At 34.3% G+C, this 21,295-nt stretch carries 18 protein-coding genes; 4 read left to right on the top strand and 14 right to left on the bottom strand.

Features of this window, described 5'->3' with window-relative positions; translation table 11 throughout:
- Window positions 1–3: 3 nt before the first annotated feature.
- Both HYY69_08145 and HYY69_08140 read right to left on the bottom strand, forming a co-directional pair.
- A complete protein-coding gene (locus HYY69_08145) occupies window positions 4–1,464 on the bottom strand; it encodes a hypothetical protein (GenBank protein MBI3033418.1) in 1,461 nt (486 codons plus the stop codon).
- On the bottom strand, window positions 1,443–2,942 hold the full coding sequence (locus HYY69_08140; protein ID MBI3033417.1) for a glycosyltransferase family 39 protein: 1,500 nt from the start codon (window positions 2,940–2,942) through the stop codon (window positions 1,443–1,445). The genes HYY69_08145 and HYY69_08140 overlap by 22 nt, the downstream gene beginning before the upstream one ends.
- 256 nt (window positions 2,943–3,198) lie before the next feature.
- On the opposite strand from HYY69_08140, the gene radB reads away from it, so the two are divergent.
- Complete coding sequence (gene radB, locus HYY69_08135; protein MBI3033416.1) at window positions 3,199–3,912, top strand: DNA repair and recombination protein RadB; 714 nt, start codon at window positions 3,199–3,201, stop codon at window positions 3,910–3,912.
- A gap of 20 nt (window positions 3,913–3,932) precedes the next feature.
- Here the strand turns inward: radB and HYY69_08130 are convergent, their stop codons facing one another.
- Window positions 3,933–4,568, bottom strand: coding sequence for a 30S ribosomal protein S2 (locus HYY69_08130; GenBank protein ID MBI3033415.1), 636 nt, complete (start codon window positions 4,566–4,568; stop codon window positions 3,933–3,935).
- A gap of 269 nt (window positions 4,569–4,837) precedes the next feature.
- Between HYY69_08130 and HYY69_08125 the strand changes: the two genes are divergently transcribed.
- On the top strand, window positions 4,838–5,227 hold the full coding sequence (locus HYY69_08125) for an ACT domain-containing protein (protein ID MBI3033414.1): 390 nt from the start codon (window positions 4,838–4,840) through the stop codon (window positions 5,225–5,227).
- A 9-nt stretch (window positions 5,228–5,236) separates the two neighbouring features.
- On the opposite strand, the gene HYY69_08120 is transcribed toward HYY69_08125, so the two are convergent.
- The 3 genes from HYY69_08120 to HYY69_08110 are packed head-to-tail and all read right to left on the bottom strand — an operon-like array spanning window position 5,237 to window position 6,696.
- Complete coding sequence (locus tag HYY69_08120) at window positions 5,237–5,641, bottom strand: hypothetical protein (protein ID MBI3033413.1); 405 nt, start codon at window positions 5,639–5,641, stop codon at window positions 5,237–5,239.
- A 21-nt stretch (window positions 5,642–5,662) separates the two neighbouring features.
- Window positions 5,663–6,136 (bottom strand): pantetheine-phosphate adenylyltransferase, encoded by a 474-nt coding sequence (coaD, locus tag HYY69_08115; GenBank protein MBI3033412.1) that lies wholly within the window; start codon window positions 6,134–6,136, stop codon window positions 5,663–5,665.
- Entirely contained in the window at window positions 6,133–6,696 is a 564-nt protein-coding gene (locus HYY69_08110; protein MBI3033411.1) for a dephospho-CoA kinase, read from the bottom strand. Before HYY69_08110 ends, coaD begins: the two co-directional genes overlap by 4 nt.
- Window positions 6,697–6,787: 91 nt before the next feature.
- Between HYY69_08110 and HYY69_08105 the strand changes: the two genes are divergently transcribed.
- On the top strand, window positions 6,788–10,309 hold the full coding sequence (locus HYY69_08105) for a S8 family serine peptidase (protein MBI3033410.1): 3,522 nt from the start codon (window positions 6,788–6,790) through the stop codon (window positions 10,307–10,309).
- Here the strand turns inward: HYY69_08105 and pyrF are convergent.
- The 5 genes from pyrF to pyrB are packed head-to-tail and all read right to left on the bottom strand — an operon-like array spanning window position 10,306 to window position 15,057.
- The gene (pyrF, locus tag HYY69_08100) at window positions 10,306–11,742 is read right to left on the bottom strand and encodes an orotidine-5'-phosphate decarboxylase (protein MBI3033409.1); all 1,437 of its coding nucleotides are present in this window, start codon (window positions 11,740–11,742) and stop codon (window positions 10,306–10,308) included. The two genes, HYY69_08105 and pyrF, sit on opposite strands and share 4 nt — an antisense overlap.
- A 5-nt stretch (window positions 11,743–11,747) precedes the next feature.
- The gene (locus tag HYY69_08095; protein ID MBI3033408.1) at window positions 11,748–12,428 is read right to left on the bottom strand and encodes a hypothetical protein; all 681 of its coding nucleotides are present in this window, start codon (window positions 12,426–12,428) and stop codon (window positions 11,748–11,750) included.
- Window positions 12,415–13,635 (bottom strand): amidohydrolase family protein, encoded by a 1,221-nt coding sequence (locus tag HYY69_08090; GenBank protein ID MBI3033407.1) that lies wholly within the window; start codon window positions 13,633–13,635, stop codon window positions 12,415–12,417. Before HYY69_08090 ends, HYY69_08095 begins: the two co-directional genes overlap by 14 nt.
- Window positions 13,636–13,678: 43 nt before the next feature.
- Window positions 13,679–14,137, bottom strand: coding sequence for an aspartate carbamoyltransferase regulatory subunit (locus HYY69_08085; protein MBI3033406.1), 459 nt, complete (start codon window positions 14,135–14,137; stop codon window positions 13,679–13,681).
- Window positions 14,137–15,057 carry an aspartate carbamoyltransferase gene (gene pyrB / locus HYY69_08080; protein MBI3033405.1) on the bottom strand — a complete coding sequence of 307 codons (921 nt, stop codon included), beginning with the start codon at window positions 15,055–15,057 and terminating at the stop codon, window positions 14,137–14,139. The genes HYY69_08085 and pyrB overlap by 1 nt, the downstream gene beginning before the upstream one ends.
- Before the next feature lie 115 nt (window positions 15,058–15,172).
- Here pyrB and HYY69_08075 point away from each other — a divergent pair, with 115 nt between their 5' ends.
- Complete coding sequence (locus HYY69_08075; protein ID MBI3033404.1) at window positions 15,173–16,327, top strand: hypothetical protein; 1,155 nt, start codon at window positions 15,173–15,175, stop codon at window positions 16,325–16,327.
- A gap of 229 nt (window positions 16,328–16,556) precedes the next feature.
- Here the strand turns inward: HYY69_08075 and carB are convergent, their stop codons facing one another.
- Genes carB through carA form a run of 3 tightly spaced genes read right to left on the bottom strand, consistent with a single transcriptional unit; the run spans window position 16,557 to window position 21,230 of the window.
- A complete protein-coding gene (carB, locus tag HYY69_08070) occupies window positions 16,557–19,748 on the bottom strand; it encodes a carbamoyl-phosphate synthase (glutamine-hydrolyzing) large subunit (protein ID MBI3033403.1) in 3,192 nt (1,063 codons plus the stop codon).
- Window positions 19,745–20,131 (bottom strand): NUDIX domain-containing protein, encoded by a 387-nt coding sequence (locus HYY69_08065; GenBank protein MBI3033402.1) that lies wholly within the window; start codon window positions 20,129–20,131, stop codon window positions 19,745–19,747. Before HYY69_08065 ends, carB begins: the two co-directional genes overlap by 4 nt.
- A complete protein-coding gene (gene carA / locus HYY69_08060; GenBank protein MBI3033401.1) occupies window positions 20,118–21,230 on the bottom strand; it encodes a glutamine-hydrolyzing carbamoyl-phosphate synthase small subunit in 1,113 nt (370 codons plus the stop codon). The genes HYY69_08065 and carA overlap by 14 nt, the downstream gene beginning before the upstream one ends.
- Window positions 21,231–21,295: the final 65 nt, after the last annotated feature.

The raw sequence follows: 21,295 nt of genomic DNA, 5'->3' as shown, positions 1-21,295 counted from the left end.
GATTCAGTACAATACCTCCCATACCTCTATATCCTGAGTTTTACCAACTCTTTTAAACTTTTCGCTCTTTTCGAGAAGAAAAAGCAGACCATCAGTATCTTTTTTCCAAATTTGACCTGCTTTCATCTTATCGGTTATAAAAAAATATCTAATATTATGCTCCTGCAAAAGACGTTCACTTTCTTCTATGTTTCTTGAATAAAAAATTTTATTTGCGATCTCATCAGCGTATTGATTTTTCATTTTTTTATCGAGAAACGCTCGGTCTTCACCAAGATAATAATTAATAAAAAATCCGTTTTCTTCGTGTGATAATATTTTTCCTTCAGGAAGATTTTGGAGATTTTCTTGTATCAATTGCAGCTGTTCTACTGCTCCTTGCGTTGGCTGCAAAGCAACAAGCCTATTAACAAAGGACAACCCTGAAAAGACTACTCCCAGCAACAACATAAATAAACAGGTTTTTTTCAAGAGAGGAATATCCCATTTACGATACCACAATCGACTATAGCCATACGCTCCCCATAAGATAACAATAAAATTCAATAAACTTCGATATTTATTATAATACCATGAAATTAGAGTTAAGAAGCTTAAAATTATAAACCAAAGAAATATATTTCTTCGTTCTTTGATCATGTAATATAACCCTATACCTAACAATAACAGCGTAAATACACCGAAACCCATCACTGCACCAAGATCAGAGATATTATTTTGAAGGAGATTCATATTTTCAAGATGGTAGGTAGTGATTGCTGGTGTTTTGAATACGAAAAAACTTGCTAAATAGATGAATGCCGCTATTATTACCCAAAATATCAACAAAAAAATGTTGTGATACCTCGCTTTTTGCTTACGCACATACGTGAGATAAAGATATAAACTGATGATCAGCACCGGTGTAAATAAGCTCAAAGTCCCTATCGCCAGCAAGAAAATAATTGATGAATAATGCATGCATTTATTTTTGTTCGTTATAAGAAAAAATGCCAGCAGGGTTAGAAAAACTAATAAGCTTAAGAAACTTGAAATAGTAAAAACATAGATATATATGGGTGAAAATAACAATAACAAACAACTCATTAGTTTTGTTGTAGTTTTGAGCTCTGTTTGCTCTAAAATTAAATACCACAACACCATACTTATTATACCTAATATCACTGGTAAGATAAGCGCAAGTATTTCAAGAGGAATTTTTTTTGAAAGAACAGAGAGTAAATAGTGATAGGGATTATAAGCTCCATCACTATTTACTCTCTGTTCTTGAGAAAATTTTTTCACTACATTAAGGTCATCATAGGCATCAATACCAGGAACAATATGCTGATGAAATAACATAAACCGCAAGATCATAGGCAATAACAGCACTACTAAAGAAATAATTGATAGATAGATTATACTCTTTTTACTTTCAAAACATTGCTTTAACAGTTTAAAAATCATGTTTTCACGACGGTACATAGGTTTTTATAGAGAGTAACTTCATTGAAATTTATTCTTTCAAAACAACTCTCAGCATACATACGAAGCTCATTGCTTCCGTACCTTTCTTTAGCGGTTTCACTAAGGATGACAAATTCGACATTATACTTGTTTAATAGCTGTGTGCCAATAGTTGTTGATTGTGTTGAAAAAATAGTTTCAATATCAGCCATACGCTCGTTGATTTCATCAATCATCAGAAAATTCTTATCAATAACATTCTTTTTCTTGGTAAAATAGGTGATTGCATGCCCAACATCAAGCGTAGAAAGTACCGTACTTTCAGGGTTCTGAGAAAATTCTTTAACAAATGATAATGCGCTGATAACATCTTTGGATGTTGCTTTATCCACTTTATCAAGGCTTAGAATTATTGAAGGTACTACTGAGGTTACTATAAAAAAAATGATTAATAATGCATAGAGTATTTTACCGTGCCTATGAACTTTTGTTGTTGCTATATACTCTGTTAATAGAGCAAGAGCTTTTCCAAATAAAATAACAAGACCTACTCCCAAATATATCAATGCGAGATTAAGCTCTAGCAATTTAAACCACATCCCTAATGTAATAATAATGATAAAACTGGTAAGAAAATAAAGATCCCGATCCTTTGTTGAAAAAATGATGTAATGGATCATCCAAATTCCTATAATTACTGGGAGAAAACCTATCAGATTTAATGCTTGCGAAAGCGAAACTTGCCTGAAAAAGTCAACCAATAATTGTTGAGGAATATTTTGGAAGATCAAACCATAACCATGGGATAAAAATGCTTTTTTAAAAACAATGAAATAAGTCCATATAATCACAATTACCGAAAAGAATAATATTTCAATTTCACCTTTCTTAACTGCAATCTGCTCAGTTTTGGTAATAATAAAGTAAATAATAAAACCCATCACAAAGAGGAATAATGAGGGATGAAGAATAATGAAAATTATAAAGAAAAGGAGATAACAATACCTATACTTTCTTTCATCTATCCTTAACATAAAATAGCATAACAGAAATGTTAAAGGTATTGAGAAGGTATATACTGAAAGGCTATTCACGGTTTCTACAAAATAAATGGGAATAAATCCTGAGATGAAGCCAGTAAATAACGCTACCTGTTCATTTTTAGTCATATGCTTAACTATGGAAAAAACAATAAACATTAAGAGGACTGCAGCAAGATTAGGAATAATTTTACCTACGACAAGAGAATCTGTTAAACCTACAAAGAATGCAATCACATACTGAAATAACGGCATAAAAATATACGTTCTTCCTCCATAACTTAATTCATCATTATAGAGTGGAATTCCTGTTTCTCGTATATGTTCAACCTGGCGGAGATGAAAATAAGCAGTATCATCTGAAAAATAAGGAGTTTGAAAAGAGATATATAATCTAATACTTAAAGTAATTACAGCTAATGCTATTAAAATGACTACTGGCTTAGGCTTAAGCATAGGACTAAAAAGGGCATTATTGTTTATAAGTGTTATTGTACCATTCGCAGGCTCTGCCCCGAATCTCGGCTAACGCCTCGGTTTTGGTGCCGTGATTATCCCACTGGCCTATAAGAAGGAAAAAATTCCCATTGGAATTCCCTTTTTTCCCACTTATTAATTAGAAGGATAATCACCAGCATGGCACCAAAAACTTTATTCGGGACAGAGCCCATTGGCAACAAATTATTTAAACCATGCATCGTTCACCAATAGTATGGATGATCAAATAATTTCTAGTGGTTCAACAGTTATGGACCAGCTTCTTAATGGAGGGTATGAAGTTGATGTTATTACTACGATCTATGGCCCTGCCGGTTGCGGCAAAACAACCTTGTGCATGTTGGCAGCAATCGATGCTGCGAAAAAAGGCAAAAAGATTATTTTTGTTGATACTGAAAGCGGATTTTCTATTGCCCGGTTTAAACAACTTTGCGATAATCTAGACTTATTTCAGCATATTTTTGTCTTGAAACCTACTAATTTCCAAGAACAAATGCAAGATATTCTTAAACTAAAGAGCCTTATTAATGATAAAATTGGATTAATTATTGTTGACACTATTGCAATGTTGTATAGGTTAGAACTCGGCAAACATAGTGAAGTTAAGCAGGTTAATAACCAACTCAGCATTCAATTAGGGTATTTAACTGAAATTGCCCGAAAGCATATGATTCCTGTCCTTATAACCAACCAAGTTTATTCAGACTTTGACGAGCGAGATAGTGTCAGGATGGTTGGCGGAGATTTGCTTCAATATGGAAGCAAATGCCTTATTGAATTACAAAAATTTAGAACAAAACGACTAGCTCTTGTCAAAAAGCATAGAAGTATCCCTGAAGGGAAGAAAACCATTTTCACGATAAAACAAGAAGGGCTTGAACTAGTTGAAGATTCTGTTAAATACGAAAAAGAAATAACAACTAAATAAGAAAAATAGTTAAAAAATATTTACTCTTCTTCAAAGTCTTCTAATTTATATTTCATTTCTGCCTCTGTGTTGATCAGTTGTTTTTTCAGAAGAAACTCACGCGCCAAAACATAAAATATTAATCCAAGACTTTTTTTACCTTTGTTGTTACAGGGCAAAACAAGATCAATGTTATTGGATTGATTGTTGGTATCACATAACGCAACAATAGGGATACCCATATTCATAGCATCGTTAATTGCGTTTCTATCTGCCCAAGTATCAACAACCATCATTAATTTGGTTTCCATAAATGTTTCTAAAATTGGATTAGTCAAGATTCCAGGAGGATATCTTCCTGCAAAAACACGAACACCCGTAGCATTATGAAATGCTTTTACTGATTTCCAACCATTTTCCCTTCGGCAAACAATCACTATATCTTCTGGCTTGTACTGACTGAGAAAATTGCCTGCAACTCTTAATCGTTCATCAATTTTTTGCAGATTAAGAACACTTAAACCATCAGGCCTTGTTTTGTAAATAAATTTCTCCATATATTTTGTTTTGAATTTAGTTCCTATGTGAATCCCTGATTTTAAATAGATTTTTGTAGGAACTAAACTGTTTTCTGTCGCTGCAATATCTTCCTCTTCAATTGATGGCGGCTGCTCCATAGCCTGCTCCCTTCTTTCTTCTCTTCGTTCACTCATATTTATTTCACCTAATATGCAATAAGAATTCATCTCATTGCCTTTTATATTCTCACCCTAAAAAGCTTGCATAAGGTCGGTTAGTTAACGCTGTTCCTTATACAGGGTAATGGAAGAGGGAATAGAGAGTTTATTTATAAAGATTGTTGTTACGCTAAGAACTCTTCTCTCGTTATATGATTGTTAAAAATTGAAATACAATAATTTAAAAACTTATGACTCAAAGAAAGACCATGCCGAGCGTTAAAGATTTGAAAACATTGTTAGAATCCATGAACCCTCAACTGATTAAAGGCAAATATGTGTTTTGCACTGTTTCTCAGCAACAATACCATAGACTTAAAACCAAACCCTTAATGCTGTTTAAAGAGACAGAAGGCATTACGTTGATTTTACAGAAGAGTGTTGCTGAGAAACTTAAGTTTGCGTATACGAGCATTTGGGCAATGATTACGTTAACGGTTCATTCTGATTTAAACGCTGTTGGATTTCTAGCAGCAATAACTGCAAAGCTTGCACAACAGGGTATTAGTGTCAATGCTGTTTCTGCCTATTATCATGATCATCTGTTTGTGCCTTTTGAAAAAGCTGAAAAGAGCATGGCATTATTGAAGAAATTCTAAAAAAACGTGCTATTGAACTTTTAATAAATCCCATAGATCATATCCTATACAAGCAAGGTATAGTAATACCAAGGTTATATCTATTAAGATGAAATGACCCATTAAGATATTGATTAAAAGACTGGTAAAAATCAGACTGACGCCAATAACAAACATTAGAAGCGCGCTTGTAATATGAGCTAAATATCGTTCAAAAATCTTGTTTTGATTCATCTTTTCATAGGTAAAAGCAAAATTGCCAAAACATCCAATTACTGCAATAAGAGACATTGCAACAATAATATCACCTGCAGATGATTTATCAACAATTAAAGTACTGTTCATAACATACTTGTTTATTAAAGGAAATAGAAATATTAAACTAATTAGGATTAGAATATTTTTGAAAATATTTTCTTTAATAATTCGCTGCATTATCTATACGGCGTGATCAGTCTATTTAAATTTTTCTTTCAATGCTTTCTTTACTTCATCAGGCACATACTTGCTAACATCTCCTTCTTTTGACGCTAATTCTTTGACAACACTGGAACTTAAATAAAAATATTCCTTACTCGTCATCAAAAAGATTGTTTCAAGCTCTTTGTTTATCGAATTATTAATCACATTCATCTGGAATTCAAAATCAAAATCTGAGACTGCGCGCAAACCACGGATAATAGCATTACAATTCTTTTGTTTAGCAAACCCAACTAATAAGCCTGAAAAACTTTCTACCTCAACATTTAAATTAAAGGTACACCCTTTGATGAGTCTTATTCTCTCTTCAGTACTGAACAGTGTTTTTTTAGTATTATTTTCAAGAACTGCGATAACTACTTTATCAAACAGCTTTAAAGCCCTTTGAATAATATCAAGATGACCGTTGGTAATAGGATCAAAGCTTCCTGGATAAATCACTGTTTTCATAAAATATCACGGATTACTTGCTGCACTTTTTGCTCTAGTTCTTCTAAACTACCATTGTTTTCAATGATACTATCTGCATGTGATGGTATTTTTTGATTGTTAATAGCTGTTAATACTTCTCGTTGAGTATAACGTGGAGCAAGCCGGCGGTATAACAATTCTAGACTTGCTTTCACTATGATGACTTTATCAACATACGGTACTAACCCTAGTTCTTCCAACAACGCAACGTCGATAATGATGTTATTATGTTTTTTCTTCATCTCTTTGAGGACATTGAGAATTGACTGGCGCAGTTTCTGATGCACCATATTGTTGAGACGATGCAGTTGTTGAGGATTATTAAAAACCAGGCTTGACAATTTTTTCCGATCTATCTGCATTCTTCTATCAAGAATGCTCTCACCAAATGTTGCAGTGATTTTCGTGCGAATTTCTTGGTCTTTCAACAATTCATGGCTAATAGCATCAACATCAAGCTTGGTAAAACCTGCTTGTTCAAACCATTGAACTATGGTGGTTTTTCCTGTTCCTATATACCCTGTAATGCCAATAATCATAGTTATAGGTAGCACCTAAGATTTATAAATCTTAGGCACGGTAAAAACAATATTTATAAATATCTTTATACCCTTGTGTTGATAGATTCCTATGAAAAAAAAGAGCTTAGTGATTCTTGTCGGTTTATTATCGTTAGTACTCCTATTTCTTGTAAGCTGCAACTCTCAAAAAAAGATGAAATCTATTGAAGAGGTTAATGCCGAACTCAATCTTACTGAATACCAACAGTATGATACTTCAGTGATTATTGATAATCACCGAATAGAAAAAGAAGAAGTTTCTGCAGTTTCAGCTCAAGAATATTACCTCCTCCAATTTATTGGGCCTGTACAAGAATCATGGAAACAATATCTGAAAGAATATGGCGTTATGTTTTATTATTATATTCCCCACTATACCTTTAAAGTTCAGATGAATCCTGAAAAACTTGAGGATATAAGAAAAATAAACTTTGTTAAAAGCATTACGCTGTATAAACCTGCCTATAAAGTGCCTGCTGATGTTCAGCTGAAACTAGATACTGTTCAAGAAGATCAAACATTTTTAGTCAATGTTTTTCTCCATAAAAAAGAAGATGCTGAAAAGATTATTCAGGCATTAGGCAATTCTGTTGTTACCAGCCAAGAAAATAATCTCCAGATACATGCAACAAAAAAACAGTTGATTTCATTGACGCAGCAACCAGAGATTGCTTATGTTGAACAACTACCTGAACTTAGTGTTTATAACGATCGCGGCAGAGAAGTTCTCCAAGTTCCCGGTGTTGAAAATGATTTGGGCTTAGATGGAGAAGGGCAAATTATTGGGATTCTTGATACCGGATTAGACACTGGTGATCTTCAAACAATTCATCCTGATATTAGAGGAAGAGTTATTAGTTTATCCCTGATCAACGGGTGTTCTGGTTGCAGTTCACCAGATGATGAGAATGGCCATGGAACGCATGTTACAGGATCTGCATTAGGCGATGGAAATAAATCCAATTTGTTATACAAGGGAACTGCACCTCAAGCAGAACTTTTTTTTACTGCTATGGGCACTGATGATGGACAAGGACTTAGCCTTAGCACTCCGGGACAATTACAAAAAACATTAAACGATGCTTACGATAAGAATACACGAATTCATAGTAATAGCTGGGGGCATAAATTCCCTGATGGCAGTTATAATTCACTTTCTCAAAAAGTAGATGATTTCATGTGGAATAATAAGGATATTCTTATTTATTTTGCTGCAGGAAATAGCGGGGGAAATGGAGATAATACGGTTGGTTATCCTGCAACAGCAAAAAACACTTTAACTATTGGATCTGTTTTGAGCAAAACATTAAGTGGAACCAATGACGATCCAGATGTCATTGCCAGCTCAAGCAGTAGAGGACCAACTGATGATGGAAGAGTTAAACCTGATCTTGTTGGACCTGGGCAGTTTATTTATTCTTTGAAAAGCAGTATTGCGCAACCCTGTGTGAGTTCTGGCGCTACTAATGATTATAGTTATTGTTCTGGCACAAGCATGGCTACGCCCTTAGCTGCTGGCGTTGGAGCATTAGTAAGGCAAGATTTACTGCTGAATCAAAAATTTTCCAATCCAAGTGCTGCATTAATTAAAGCATTATTAATCAACGGCGCAGTTCAATTGCCTGGCCATAGCTTACCAAGCAATGCAAGCGGTTGGGGAAGAATTAATTTAACTAATACACTTTTACCCACAGGAAATATTTATATTAAATATGTTGACGAACAGTTAGGTATACAAACAACTCAAGAAAAAAACTATCCCTATAATGTTGCAACTGACAAACCTTTGAAAATTACTCTTGTTTGGACTGATGCAACACCAGCAAATGTTAATAACAACCCTTTGTTAGTTAATGATCTTAATTTAGAAGTTATTTCCCCCTCTGGAACTATTTACTATGGCAATGATTTTATATCTCCATTTAATGATGTTGTCGATGTATTAAATAATGTTGAACAAATAGTAATCAATATACCTGAACAAGGAAGTTATACTGTTAAGATCAAAGGATTTAATATCCCCCAAGGACCGCAGCCATTTGCTTTAGTTGTTCGTGGAGCGTTGTACTTATTACCAACAATAAATGGATTTGATGGAACCACCACAATCTTTGAAACAGTTTCTGATTTAAAACAAGTTCAAAACTTAACGCTTGAAAAAAGTAAATTTGGGAAGATTGTTTGGGATAAATCTGTTTATGTTCTTGACCAAGATCTTTCAAACAATATAATCATTCAAAATAATTTTGTTTATGTAAACAGCAATAGTTTGCATAGTTCTTTTAATAAAAGCGCAACTGTCAGCTTAGAAAATATTTCATTTGCTATTCCCCATATCTTGAAAGACGGCACTATATGCAATGACTGTGTTGTTGAAAGTTATGTTGATAACAAAGTTACCTTTAACGTCAAGAGTTTTAGTAATTATAGTGTTATTGAAGGCGCGACCAGCGTATTAGATATATGGGATAGTGGTGATGACAAGCCTTTTGGAAACAACACTATCTACCAATTTCAACAAGCAACTATTCTTGCTAATTTTACTAATAGAACTGATGGAACACCATTACTTGATGCAAATTGTTCATTGAATTTCATAGGTACAAATGTACCTATGAAATTCAATGCAACTAAAAATCTCTATGAATTTACTGATACTTTACCTGAAAGTGGAATATTTACTTACAATGTAAGTTGCAGTCATCCTTTGTTTGATATGTTGAATGCAACAGGAAATATCACTGTTTTAGATTCAATAATCTTTACTCCTCATGCTCCTGAAAACCTCCGTATTAAAAAAACAGACAATACTACGATTACTCTTTCATGGAATCCTGTTGCTGATGCAGTAAGTTATAATATTTACTATAATGATAATGCAACAGTCTTACTTCAACTTGCTCTTGCTACTGCTCAACCACAAGTTAGTGGGTTGACAGATAGTTATTATCTAGATTCAGAACTTGTTGGGCAGCGTTATTATGCTATTGCTGCAATTAATGGGACTAATAAAAATTTATCTAGTGCAGTTATAGCAAGATTTGATCTTGCTATAACTGCACCACAAACAATTATTTCTCTACCATTAATCCTCGATGATCTCAACATATCTAAAGCATTTGATAATGGGAATGAAAACGATATGATTTATTCTTATGATACTGCATTAAATAAAACTGTTGCAGTTCAGCGTATCAATCAAAACTGGTATGGAGATTTTTCTTTAGTGAGTTATGATAAAGCGTATGTATTTAAACCTACTGCTGATTATAATATTACTTTAATCGGCACTGTTCCAACAAATAATTATACTCTTTCTTTAGTTCAGAGTTCTGGAATTCCAGGAACTGGAAGGGAAGTCAATTTAGCTGGTTGGTTTAGCAGCCAGAAAAAATGTGGATTTTCAACATTATTATCCCAAGCCAAAAGTGGAGATAGTATTTTTGCTTATAATAGTGCCTCTAAAACGTATGATACTGCAGTAAAACAAAGCGATGGATCATGGCAAGGCACTCTTGACTGCTTTGAACCTGGGAGAGGGTATGAATTTAGAAAAGTAACACAAGATTATCTATGGGAATATCAGCGTTAGGGAACAATATTCTTTCTTTCTTCATATGCTTTCCATCCTGCGTCCCTATATTGTTTCGCAGTCTCCTTCATATCCTGCGATTCGTAAATGCCCCTACCAACAATAATAATATCAGACCCAGCATGTATTGCTTCTTCAGGTGTTCCATAACTCTGCTGCATAGTATCTGCTTTACTCCCAAACCTAATTCCTGGTGTTATTAAAAGATAATGCGGCGGAACTTTATGGGCAAAAGAACGCAGCTTTAAAGGATCACCGCCTGTTGCAATAAATCCTATAACAAAATCAGGAAATAACTCTGCTATTTCCAATGTTTTTTGAGAATATTCACGAGTAACAAGATTATTCTTACTCGACATCTGTGCAATTAATAAACAACCTCGCGGCTCATAGTGCTCTTTAGCTGCAGTACATAATCCTTGCACAACACCTTCCCCAGGAACACTATGTGCATTGACTATATCTGCCCAAGTAATGATATGATACACACCATGTTTATACTGCAGCTGCGCAGTATTTCCAATTTCAGCAAATTTCCGATCTTCAAAAATTAAAAATTCATACTCATCTGCAATAGTTTGCAAATCATTAATCATTTGCTGGTTAAAATCATCTATAATATCAATATGAGTTTTCAATCCTACAATAAATGGGCCTAATTCACGGGCAATTGTTATTACCTTATCTGCTTTAGTTACATCCGCAGACAGGATTAAATTTGTTTTCTTTTTTTCCATAATTCTGTACAACGCTCTACCAACACTGTTTTTAGCAAGCTCACTTCGCTCTTGATATGACATTTTCATTCGTTCGTACAGGTATGAGGTAGTACATTGATGTTTGTCTTCAACTATTTGCTGTTCTTGTTGTGTTAAGGTTGGTTTTAAATATTCGAGAATTTCGTTAATTGTTGAGATGTATATAACTTCAATTCCATGATTATTAAGCTCTTTAATTACAGCGTCTTCCCGCACTGTGCAAACGACTGCATATCTCACAATACCACCTAACTCCCTAATTGGTTTAGCAGCATTCATCACCAAGCTGCCTGTTGAGATTAAATCATCAATAATAACATATTCTTGATTAGGATGAATTATGCCGTAGGTTTTTTCCCTCGTACCATGAAGAGCTTGCTCTTCTTTAATAATCACGAGATCTTTATCCAACATCGTTGCCATGGTACTTCCAAGAATCGGACTCATAATAGAGTCAACAACTACAAATGTAAAATGATCAACTTTTTCCTTTAACATCAAAAAAAAATTATTAATAACTATTTTTAAGCCTGTATGATTTGTCAAAAACCTTTTATGATCGATATAGATATGACTTTTAATTCCTGAACGCAAGGTGAAAGGCTCCTCTTTAATCAAAAAAGCTCCTGACTGATAAATGCCATCGATGTATTGTTGTTTTAATCGGTCAAACATGAATATCACCAGGTTAGTTCTTTAACACCATACTGTTTGAATTCTTTTTGCAGGTTATTTACTATTTGGGGATCTTTAATTCCATCTTTTACTAAAACACGAAGTATAGCTGTTGCATCTGATAAATACAGACAACGAATACCTTCCTGACTTAATTTTTCCTCAACACTTAAATTCTCTTCAGTTTTCTGCATCCTATTAACTATAACAACTGCAGCAATGATGTCAACACCAGATTCTCTTAAAAGATGAGCAGATTTAATTAAAGAACCTCCTGTTGTTGTAACATCTTCAATAAGAATAACTCTATCCCCTTGTTTAACATTACCAATAAAATATTTATCAACAACTATACCATGCTCTTTAGCTTTTCCCCTTCCCATCACTAAACGCTGGTCAGGATTATGATTTTGCTTACCATATTTGTAATTTAATATATCTGTTAATTTTGTTGCACCTTCAGGAACACCAAAAAAATAATCATATTTTAATCCTTTCTCTTCTATAAAATCAAGAATATAATCACTAAGCCTATCAATATCACCTACAGTATTTAATAAATTACGACAATTTGCATACATATAGGTTTTTCTTCCTGAAACTAATGTAATCGGTTCAGAAAAAAGCTTGATAATTTCATGCTTTATTAAAAATTGATTAAATTTTTCCTGATCAAACATCTTCAAACTCCACCTCATTGCCTCCATAGTCTGTGTTTATTTCTCCTTGATTATAAACAAGGTTTCCATTGACGAAGGTCATTATTGGCCAGCCACAAAGTTTGAGATCGTGAAATGGCGACCATTTACATCGTGTATATTGTTCAGTATTTTTAACTGTTTTCTCCCTGTTGAGATCAATAATAACTAAGTCAGCATCATAACCTTCTTTAATTTTTCCCTTATTCTTGATACCAAATATCTTTGCTGGATTTTCTGAAGTAAGCTTACTTACCTGGCTTAAGGTTAACCTCCCTTTATTCACTTCATGCAATAACAATGGCAAACGAAGTTCAACCCCTGGCAACCCGAAAGGAGCATTATCTGACTGCTTTTCGTAGATGGTATGCGGAGCGTGATCTGTTGCTATAACATCAACTATGCCTTCATCAATTGCCTGCCATAATGCATCTTGATCCTCTTTGCTTGAAAGAGGAGGCTTTACTTTTCCTAAACCTTGATTATCTTTATTATCTTTAAGATAAGCTTCAGTTAAAAATAGATGAGGGATACAAACCTCAAGGTAATATTTTTTTCCTTTTTGTTTTTCTTTTTTTATTAAGGCTATTTCTTCTTTCAAGGATGCATGACAAAGATATAAAGGAGTATCAAATTCTTCATGGAGCTTAAGTGTATGCTGATAGGTTAACCATTCAGCATGCAAACAACAGCGTTTTCCTACAGAGAATATATTTTTTATCATCTGATCATTGTTGATGATAAGATTGCCTGTTGTTTGATTTAAATATAATTTAACACCTGCAATATTTTTAGCATTAATCAGATCAGGTATGTTTGCGGCATCAGAACCGAGATAAAATCCATAATTAACTAAACTTTTTTCTTTTGCAATGCTCCGTTTCTGCTCTAAGCTATTTAAAGTAAAAGTAGGAGGGTTGGTATTAGGCATATCAAGAACTGTTGTTACCCCACCGGCAGCAGCAGCTTTACTGCCACTTGAGAAATCTTCTTTATGCGGATACCCAGGATCGCGAAAATGAACATGCGGATCAATAAGCCCTGGCAAAAGAATATTGAAATTTCCCTCAATCGTATTATTACAAGAAACATAGGAGCCTATTTTTTTAATTATACCATCAATAACAAATACATTTGTTATTTGAAGATTGCCGTCTTCAGCTACTATGTTGATGTTTTTGATTGATAACTCCATGAATATGATTTAGGCACCGTAACCATCATTTTGCAAAGGTCTCTTATTCACCAAAGATGTGGATTTGATTATTTTCTATAATATGCTCGCAATAGACGCATTTGATGAGTAACGGTTTCTTTTCAAGGACATCAAACTGTGTTGTTACTGACTCCATATTGGTTATGCATTTTGGGTTACTGCATTTGATAATCTTTCTAATTGTTTCTGGAAGGTCCAATTTTCTTTTTGATTGGATAGCATAGTCTTGGATAATAACAAGTGTAGCTGCCGGAGAAATAATTGAAATCATTTCCACTTCTTCTCTTGTCAGAAATTTATCACTTACTTTGATGATACCTTTAGTTCCCAATTTTGTACTCTCAAGATTGGTTGCGCACGATATTCCATTATTTGTTTTATCTAAATTGAGCAATTGAACTATTTTAAACACCATGCTCGTATTTAAATGATCAAGAACCGTACCATCTTTAATTGATGCTATTTTAATTTCTTTTACCATTAAACCGCACCCATCACTAACGCCAATATCGCTTTTCGCACAGGAATACCGTTATGCGCCTGCTGAAAATAATACGCATATTTTGTTGCATCAACATCTGGTGTAATTTCATTAATCCTCGGAAGAGGATGAAGTATTTTTAGATTGTCTTTAACCATGCCACTCTTTAACATGTTTGCGGTTAATATGTAAACATTTTTTATTTTTTCATATTCTTTTAAATCGGGAAAACGCTCCTTTTGTATTCGAGTCATGTATAAAATATCAACTTTGCCAAGAATATCTTCAATTTGGGTGGATTCAAAATATTCAATATTATTTTTTTTCACATGCTCAATTACTTTTGTGGGCATTTTTAGTTCATCTGGAGCGACAAAATATAATTTTACTTTGAAATGCGCTAAAGCTACTGCTAAAGAATGGACGGTTCTTCCATATTTTAAATCACCAACCATTGCAATTGATAAACCATCAATCGTGTTCTGTGCCTTACGAATAGTATAAAGGTCAACTAACGTCTGTGTAGGATGCTGATTAGCGCCATCTCCGGCGTTGATTACCGGCACTTTTGAAATTTGAGATGCTAACCGAGCAGCACCTTCTATGTGATGCCTGATCACAATAGCATCAGCATATCCATGAATCATACTAATAGTATCTGCTAGTGTCTCTCCTTTTTGCACTGAAGTAATAGCTGCTGAACCAAAACCAATAACACTGCCACCTAAACGATGCATAGCAGTTTCAAAACTTAATCTTGTTCTTGTGCTTGGCTCGAAAAATAGTGTGGCAAGAATTTTGCCTTTTAAAAGAAAAGACTGTTGTAATGCATCAAACTCAGAAGCAATAGAAAGGATATGGAGAATTTCTTGTTTTGTTAGATCATGAATTGAGATAATATGTTTCCCTTTAAACTCCACAGCTCACACCAATCTAGGAGAGAAAGGGTTGTTTATAAATCTTTATAAACTATCATGGTTAAATTGCTACTAAAGAGAGATAACTTTTTAAATAAATAGGAGATTCTTGATTTATATGTCTATACTACCTGATTTAGCTGTAAAAAAGTATGTACAAGAAGAACAAATTGACCATTTAACTGCTTTATTAAGAGGATACCGCACTGATCCTTCTACGTATAGATATTGGTTATTACGCGAGCTTGCTACACCACATTCAATAGGTAGCAGACGTGATGCACGAAGCGCTACACTAAAAAGTATTGTTAATCAAGAATTAGAACAAGCAACAGGATGGTTTGATTGGACTATAGCGCGAAAACGACAGTCTTTTCTTAGAAGATATATTCTTGCTCATGAAAATCCAGATGATATTGAAGCATTGATTAAAGAAATGGTCCCTCATGATGATTGTACTCAAGAGGATGTTCAGCTAGTTCATGCTGTTGTACACAAACTTGCCAAAGAACCTGCGAAATATACACTAACTGTTATTAATTTGTTAGAATATATTCATGATTATCAAGACGCTGATTCTTTCGGTGTAAAAGCATTACAAGACTTAAGCACACGCTTTGCTCTTGCTGACTCTGAAACTAGAAAGAGATTAACCCGTACACTGATTCCTCTTGCTCAACGTTATCATCAGCAGGATTTAGAACTAGGAATTCATTTGCAAAATGGTAATTACGAAATTGCGGTTGACCGCGGCCAAGAACTGTTAGAAGGAGATACTCTTACTTCATTTTACCGTGCGGCTTATGATAGAATAGCAAGCGATAAAAAGAGCGACCAGAGATACCAGCTTATGACTGAACTTTGTTTGCTTCTTGATGACCATGATTTACTTTTGAGGACAAGAAAACATCATTTAGAATGGCTCTTGCGACAACCAAATATTGAAATCCCCTTAGAATTAGCTGAAGCAGTTGCAGATGATGATCAATTAATCAAAGTGTATCGACAGAATATTGAGTATCATGCTGAATATGGATTAAATGTTGCAAGAGAGATTAAACGACCTAATCCTTTAAAAGCTGCTGAAACTGCTGTACGTGCTTATTCAAATTTCCCTAATGTTGAATTTGCCAATGCTGCTATGACTAATTATGATAAAGCTAGAATGTACCATGAAGCATTAGCATGGAGCAGGAAAGCTGGTGATGAAAATTTTGCCTTAGCTTTGTTAGAAAAATTAACAAGCCATGAAACACCTAAGGTGCTTCAATAGTATTCGGCTCCGGTGAAAATCTCGGCATAGCCTCGGTTTTGGCATCAGTTCGGCTTTTGATGAGTAGATTTCATTGGATTTTTCTCTCTGGCACTCCGAAAAATCCCCACACCTAAACTTAAGGAGCCTCACCAAAAGATGCCAAAAACTATACGAATCAAAGAAAGATTGAATAATATTTGACTTTCTTTGATGGTATATTGCTACGCAATACATTTTCACCGGAGCCCTAGTACTCATGATATTCTTTGATTACCAGATCTTCTGTTTTGAGATCATACATTGCATCAATAAAAAGTTTTGCCAAATGATAATTTGTCATCAAAGGTATTGAACATTCTACTGCTTTCTGCCTGATAAGAACAGCATCTTTTTTCTTTTCAGGAATACCTTCGTCAAACATACAAATAACAAAATCAATTTTTTTGTTTGCAATATACTCGATAACATTAGGATCTTTTTCTTCATGTATTTTGTAAAGAGTTGTTATGTTAATTCCATTTTCGTTGTAATATTCTGCAGTTGTCGGTGTTCCAAATAAGTGAAATCCCATTGTTTGTAATTTTTCAATTTGGGGAAGAAGTTTTAATCGTACCTGTCTGCCGCTTAAACTGATAAGGATATTTTGCTGCGGAAGTTCAATACCTGCAGAGATTAAAGATTTTAATAAAGCTTCTTCAACACTATCACCAAAACAAGCTACTTCTCCTGTTGATGCCATTTCCACTCCAAGAACTGGATCTGTTCCTTTTAATCGCGAAAATGAAAACTGTGATGCTTTTACACCCACGTACCCTAAGTCAAATATAGACTTGTCCACTTTTTCAACGTTATAGTTAAGAATTGCTTTTGTCGCCAGTTCTATAAAATTAATTTTAAATGTTTTTGAACAAAAAGGAAAACTCCGTGATGCTCTTAGATTGCATTCTATTACTTTTACATGATTATCTTTTGCAATAAACTGAATATTGAATGGACCAGTAATATTCAATGCCCTTGCAATTGCTTGCGCTCTTGTTTTTATTTTTCTCACTGTTTCTAGATACAGTTTTTGACCTGGTAAGATCATCGTTGCATCGCCTGAATGAATACCAGCATTTTCTATATGTTCAGTAATAGCATATAGTAATATCTCTCCTTCTTTTGCAACAGCATCAATTTCTATTTCTTTAGCATCTTGGATGAATTTACTGATCACTACGGGATGTTCTGGATTAATCGTTGCAGCCTGCTGAAGATATTTTTCTAAATATTCATCAGAATAAACCACATTCATAGCTGCTCCGCTTAATACATAACTTGGCCTTACTAATACTGGATACTCAACATTATGTGAAAATATTTTTGCTTCTTCAATATTTGTAAGCTCTTTCCATTCTGGCTGATCAATCTTAAGCTGATCCAATAATTGAGAAAATTTATGCCTGTTTTCAGCTTGGTCAATATGCAAAGGACTTGTACCAAGAATAATCACCCCATTCTTCATAAGAGGCAATGCTAGATTATTAGGAATTTGCCCACCCATTGCAAGTATCACACCATTCGGATCCTCAAATTCATAGATGTCAAGAACCCTTTCAAGCGTTAACTCCTCAAAATAAAGTCTATCACATACATCATAATCTGTTGAAACTGTTTCAGGATTGCAATTAATCATAATAGCTGTATTTTTTACGTTTCGTATAGTATTAATCGTATTAACACAACACCAATCAAATTCAACACTCGATCCAATTCTATAAGGACCTGAACCAAGCACTATAATTGCATTTTTACTTCTCCGTATATCGTGTTCTGAACCATTATAAGTAAGGTACAAATAATTTGTCTGCGCTGGATATTCACCTGCCATAGTATCAATTTGTTTTATACACGGCACAATCTTATACTCCTTCCTTAAAAGACGAATCTCTAATTCAGTTTTATTGAGCAATATTCCAATTGCTTTATCTGAAAAACCTTGTTGTTTTGCAAGCTTCAGCAATTCACCGTTTATTGACTCTATATTTAATGACTGAACTTTTAAAAGAGTTACTGTATCAACTATATTTTTTATTTTGTACAAGAAAAATCTGTCTATTTTCGTAAGAGCATGAATAAAATCTATATCATAACCTTCTGCCAATGCTTGAGCAATAGCAAAAATTCGCTTATCCGTAGGATGGCTTAGCTCTGATTCCAGATCTTCAAAAGAAATACCATTCATCGCACCAATGACACCTTCCACACCAATATACAACATTCTCAAACCCTTTTGCAATGCTTCTTCAAAATTTCTTCCAATTGCCATCACTTCTCCCACTGATTTCATCTCAGAACCTATCTGCTGATTAACATGCTTAAATTTCTGCAGATCCCAGCGCGGTATTTTTACCACAAGGTAATCCAATGACGGCTCGAAAAATGCAGATGTTACTTTAGTTACTGAATTTTTAATTTCGTGCAGCCCATACCCTAATGCTAATTTCGCTGCTACATAAGCAAGTGGATAGCCAGTTGCTTTGCTTGCCAATGCAGAACTTCGCGAGAGCCGCGCATTGACTTCAATAACACGAAACTCTCTTGAATTTTGATTCAGAGCATACTGAATATTGCATTCACCCACAATACCTAAATGTTTAATTACTTTAATCGCTGTTTCCCTTAAAACAAAATATTCTTTATTATCGAGTGTTTGCGATGGAGCAACAACAATACTTTCTCCCGTGTGTATACCCATCGGGTCAACATTTTCCATATTGCAAACCGCAATGCAATTGCCGTATTTGTCCCTAACCACTTCATATTCGATCTCTTTCCAGCCGCCAAGAAATTCCTCAATTAAAATCTGCGGCACTGTTGTTAATGCTGTTTTTGCTAAAGCTGTTACTTCTTCTTTTGTATAACAAACTCCGCTCCCTAACCCACCCAAAGAGAACGCAGATCTTAACATTACGGGAAAACCTATCTGGCCAGCAACAACAGCAGCAGATTCAGCTGATGTTACTGAAACACTCTTAGCTATAGGCACATGAATTTCTTGCAATTTTTCTGCAAATAGCTTTCGATCTTCTGTTGCAATTATTGAAGCTACTGGCGTGCCAAGAACCGTAACATTATATTTTGCCAAAATACCTTTTTGCTGTAGTTCAACACCACAATTTAATGCTGTTTGACCACCAAACGACAAAAGAATACCGTCAGGCTGCTCTTTTTTTATTACTTGTTCAACAAAATAAGGTGTAATAGGAAGAAAATAAAGCTTGTCTGCCATGCCTTCTGAGGTTTGAATAGTTGCTATGTTAGGATTGATTAAAACTGATTCTATTCCTTCTTCTTTCAATGCTTTTAGACATTGCGACCCAGAATAATCAAATTCACCAGATTGGCTTATCTTAAGAGCACCAGAGCCGAGAACTAGTATCTTTTTGAGATGATTCATATTTTTGTATCCTCATAATATGTTTTTATTTTGGCTAAATCATTTAAATTTACCCACTCAAATGCTTGAACTTCATCTATTTGAGGAATAATGTTACCATTATAAACTGTTTTGTAGAGATATGATATCATATTTTGTTCATTATTATACGCAAATTTATACTTCAACAAAAAGGTAAGCTTAACATTTTCTGCACCAATTTCTTCTTCTGTTTCTCGGTAAGCTGCACGTTCAGGAAATTCTCCTGCCAAAACCCAACCACCAACAGTAATATCCCATTTATTTGGCTGTGTGTTTTTTTCTTTTCTTACTTGTGATTTAGGAATAGTTTTGATAATATGCTCCTGTTCATCAATAACATCTATTAATTCATTTTCTCCCATGTTTGTACACCTTGACTACGTTAATAAAATCCTGAAACAAAAACTCAGTGTCGGTTGGACCTGCACTTGCTTCGGGATGAGCTTGAAAACCAAAAAAAGGAAGTGTTTTATGTTTTATGCCTTCTACAGTTCCATCATTTAAATTACGCCACCATACTTCCCAATCAGAAGGCAATGTAGTTTCATCAACTGCATATCCATGATTTTGTGTCGTGATAAAAGCTCTTGCTGACCCTTCAATAATGCAGGGTTGATTTTGACCACGATGACCATATTTTAATTTATAGGTGTCTGCTCCTGCTGCTAATGCCAATAATTGATTGCCAAGACAGATACCAAATGTCGGTATTTGCTTGTCGAGATTTTTTTTAAGATTGTTGATCGTTACAGCACACTGCTTTGGATCACCAGGACCATTTGAAATAAATAATCCATCATATTTTAAGGCATTAAAATCAAAATCCCAAGGCACAAGAACTACTTTCACACCATACTTGTTTAAACAGCGTATAATATTGTGTTTTATTCCACAGTCAACAACGACGAACATAATATTATGTTCGTCGTTGTTGACTGCTTCATTAAATGTTTTTATTTCTTTAATGCTAACTCCGGCAACGAGATTTACGTTACTTGGGTCAAAAAAAGGAATATTTTGATTGCCTACAATGATCTTACCTACCATGGTTCCTTTTTCCCGTAATTTCTTTGTTAAAGAACGAGTATCTAATCCATATAACCCAGGAACATTATGCTCTTTAAGCCATGCTCCAAGAGATTTTTTTCCATTCCAATGATTGTGCTGCTCTGGATAACCACACAACAGTAAACCCTTCACTTGAATAGCATCAGATTCAAAATGTTCTTGTAATTGCTGCAATTGATTTCCTTCTAATGCTGTTGGAACACCATAATTACCTATTAAAGGATAGGTACACGTTAAAATCTGGCCAGCATATGAAGGATCAGTGAGAGTTTCTGGATAACCGGTCATGCCTGTATTAAAAACAACTTCGCCTGAAACAGAACGTTCTGCACCAAATGAATAACCCTCATAACAAGAACCATCTTCTAAAATTAAAACTGCCTTTTTGTCCATTAATGTCTTCGCAATCTTACTGATATTTATATGCATTATTACAATAAAAACTATACTATCAAAAA

This window comes from Candidatus Woesearchaeota archaeon, from assembly GCA_016192995.1.
Lineage (GTDB): Archaea > Nanobdellota > Nanobdellia > Woesearchaeales > DSVV01 > JACPTB01.
Note: the sequence above shows the minus strand (reverse complement) of the source record. Positions and strands in the feature narration are given on the sequence as shown.

Coding starts and splice junctions, on each gene's coding strand:
- HYY69_08145 (MBI3033418.1), bottom strand. CDS start 1,464: ATGTACCGTCGTGAAAACATGATTTTTAAACTGTTAAAGCAATGTTTT.
- HYY69_08140 (MBI3033417.1), bottom strand. CDS start 2,942: ATGCTTAAGCCTAAGCCAGTAGTCATTTTAATAGCATTAGCTGTAATT.
- radB (MBI3033416.1), top strand. CDS start 3,199: ATGGATGATCAAATAATTTCTAGTGGTTCAACAGTTATGGACCAGCTT.
- HYY69_08130 (MBI3033415.1), bottom strand. CDS start 4,568: ATGGAGCAGCCGCCATCAATTGAAGAGGAAGATATTGCAGCGACAGAA.
- HYY69_08125 (MBI3033414.1), top strand. CDS start 4,838: ATGCCGAGCGTTAAAGATTTGAAAACATTGTTAGAATCCATGAACCCT.
- HYY69_08120 (MBI3033413.1), bottom strand. CDS start 5,641: ATGCAGCGAATTATTAAAGAAAATATTTTCAAAAATATTCTAATCCTA.
- coaD (MBI3033412.1), bottom strand. CDS start 6,136: ATGAAAACAGTGATTTATCCAGGAAGCTTTGATCCTATTACCAACGGT.
- HYY69_08110 (MBI3033411.1), bottom strand. CDS start 6,696: ATGATTATTGGCATTACAGGGTATATAGGAACAGGAAAAACCACCATA.
- HYY69_08105 (MBI3033410.1), top strand. CDS start 6,788: ATGAAAAAAAAGAGCTTAGTGATTCTTGTCGGTTTATTATCGTTAGTA.
- pyrF (MBI3033409.1), bottom strand. CDS start 11,742: ATGTTTGACCGATTAAAACAACAATACATCGATGGCATTTATCAGTCA.
- HYY69_08090 (MBI3033407.1), bottom strand. CDS start 13,635: ATGGAGTTATCAATCAAAAACATCAACATAGTAGCTGAAGACGGCAAT.
- HYY69_08085 (MBI3033406.1), bottom strand. CDS start 14,137: ATGGTAAAAGAAATTAAAATAGCATCAATTAAAGATGGTACGGTTCTT.
- HYY69_08075 (MBI3033404.1), top strand. CDS start 15,173: ATGTCTATACTACCTGATTTAGCTGTAAAAAAGTATGTACAAGAAGAA.
- carB (MBI3033403.1), bottom strand. CDS start 19,748: ATGAATCATCTCAAAAAGATACTAGTTCTCGGCTCTGGTGCTCTTAAG.
- HYY69_08065 (MBI3033402.1), bottom strand. CDS start 20,131: ATGGGAGAAAATGAATTAATAGATGTTATTGATGAACAGGAGCATATT.
- carA (MBI3033401.1), bottom strand. CDS start 21,230: ATGGACAAAAAGGCAGTTTTAATTTTAGAAGATGGTTCTTGTTATGAG.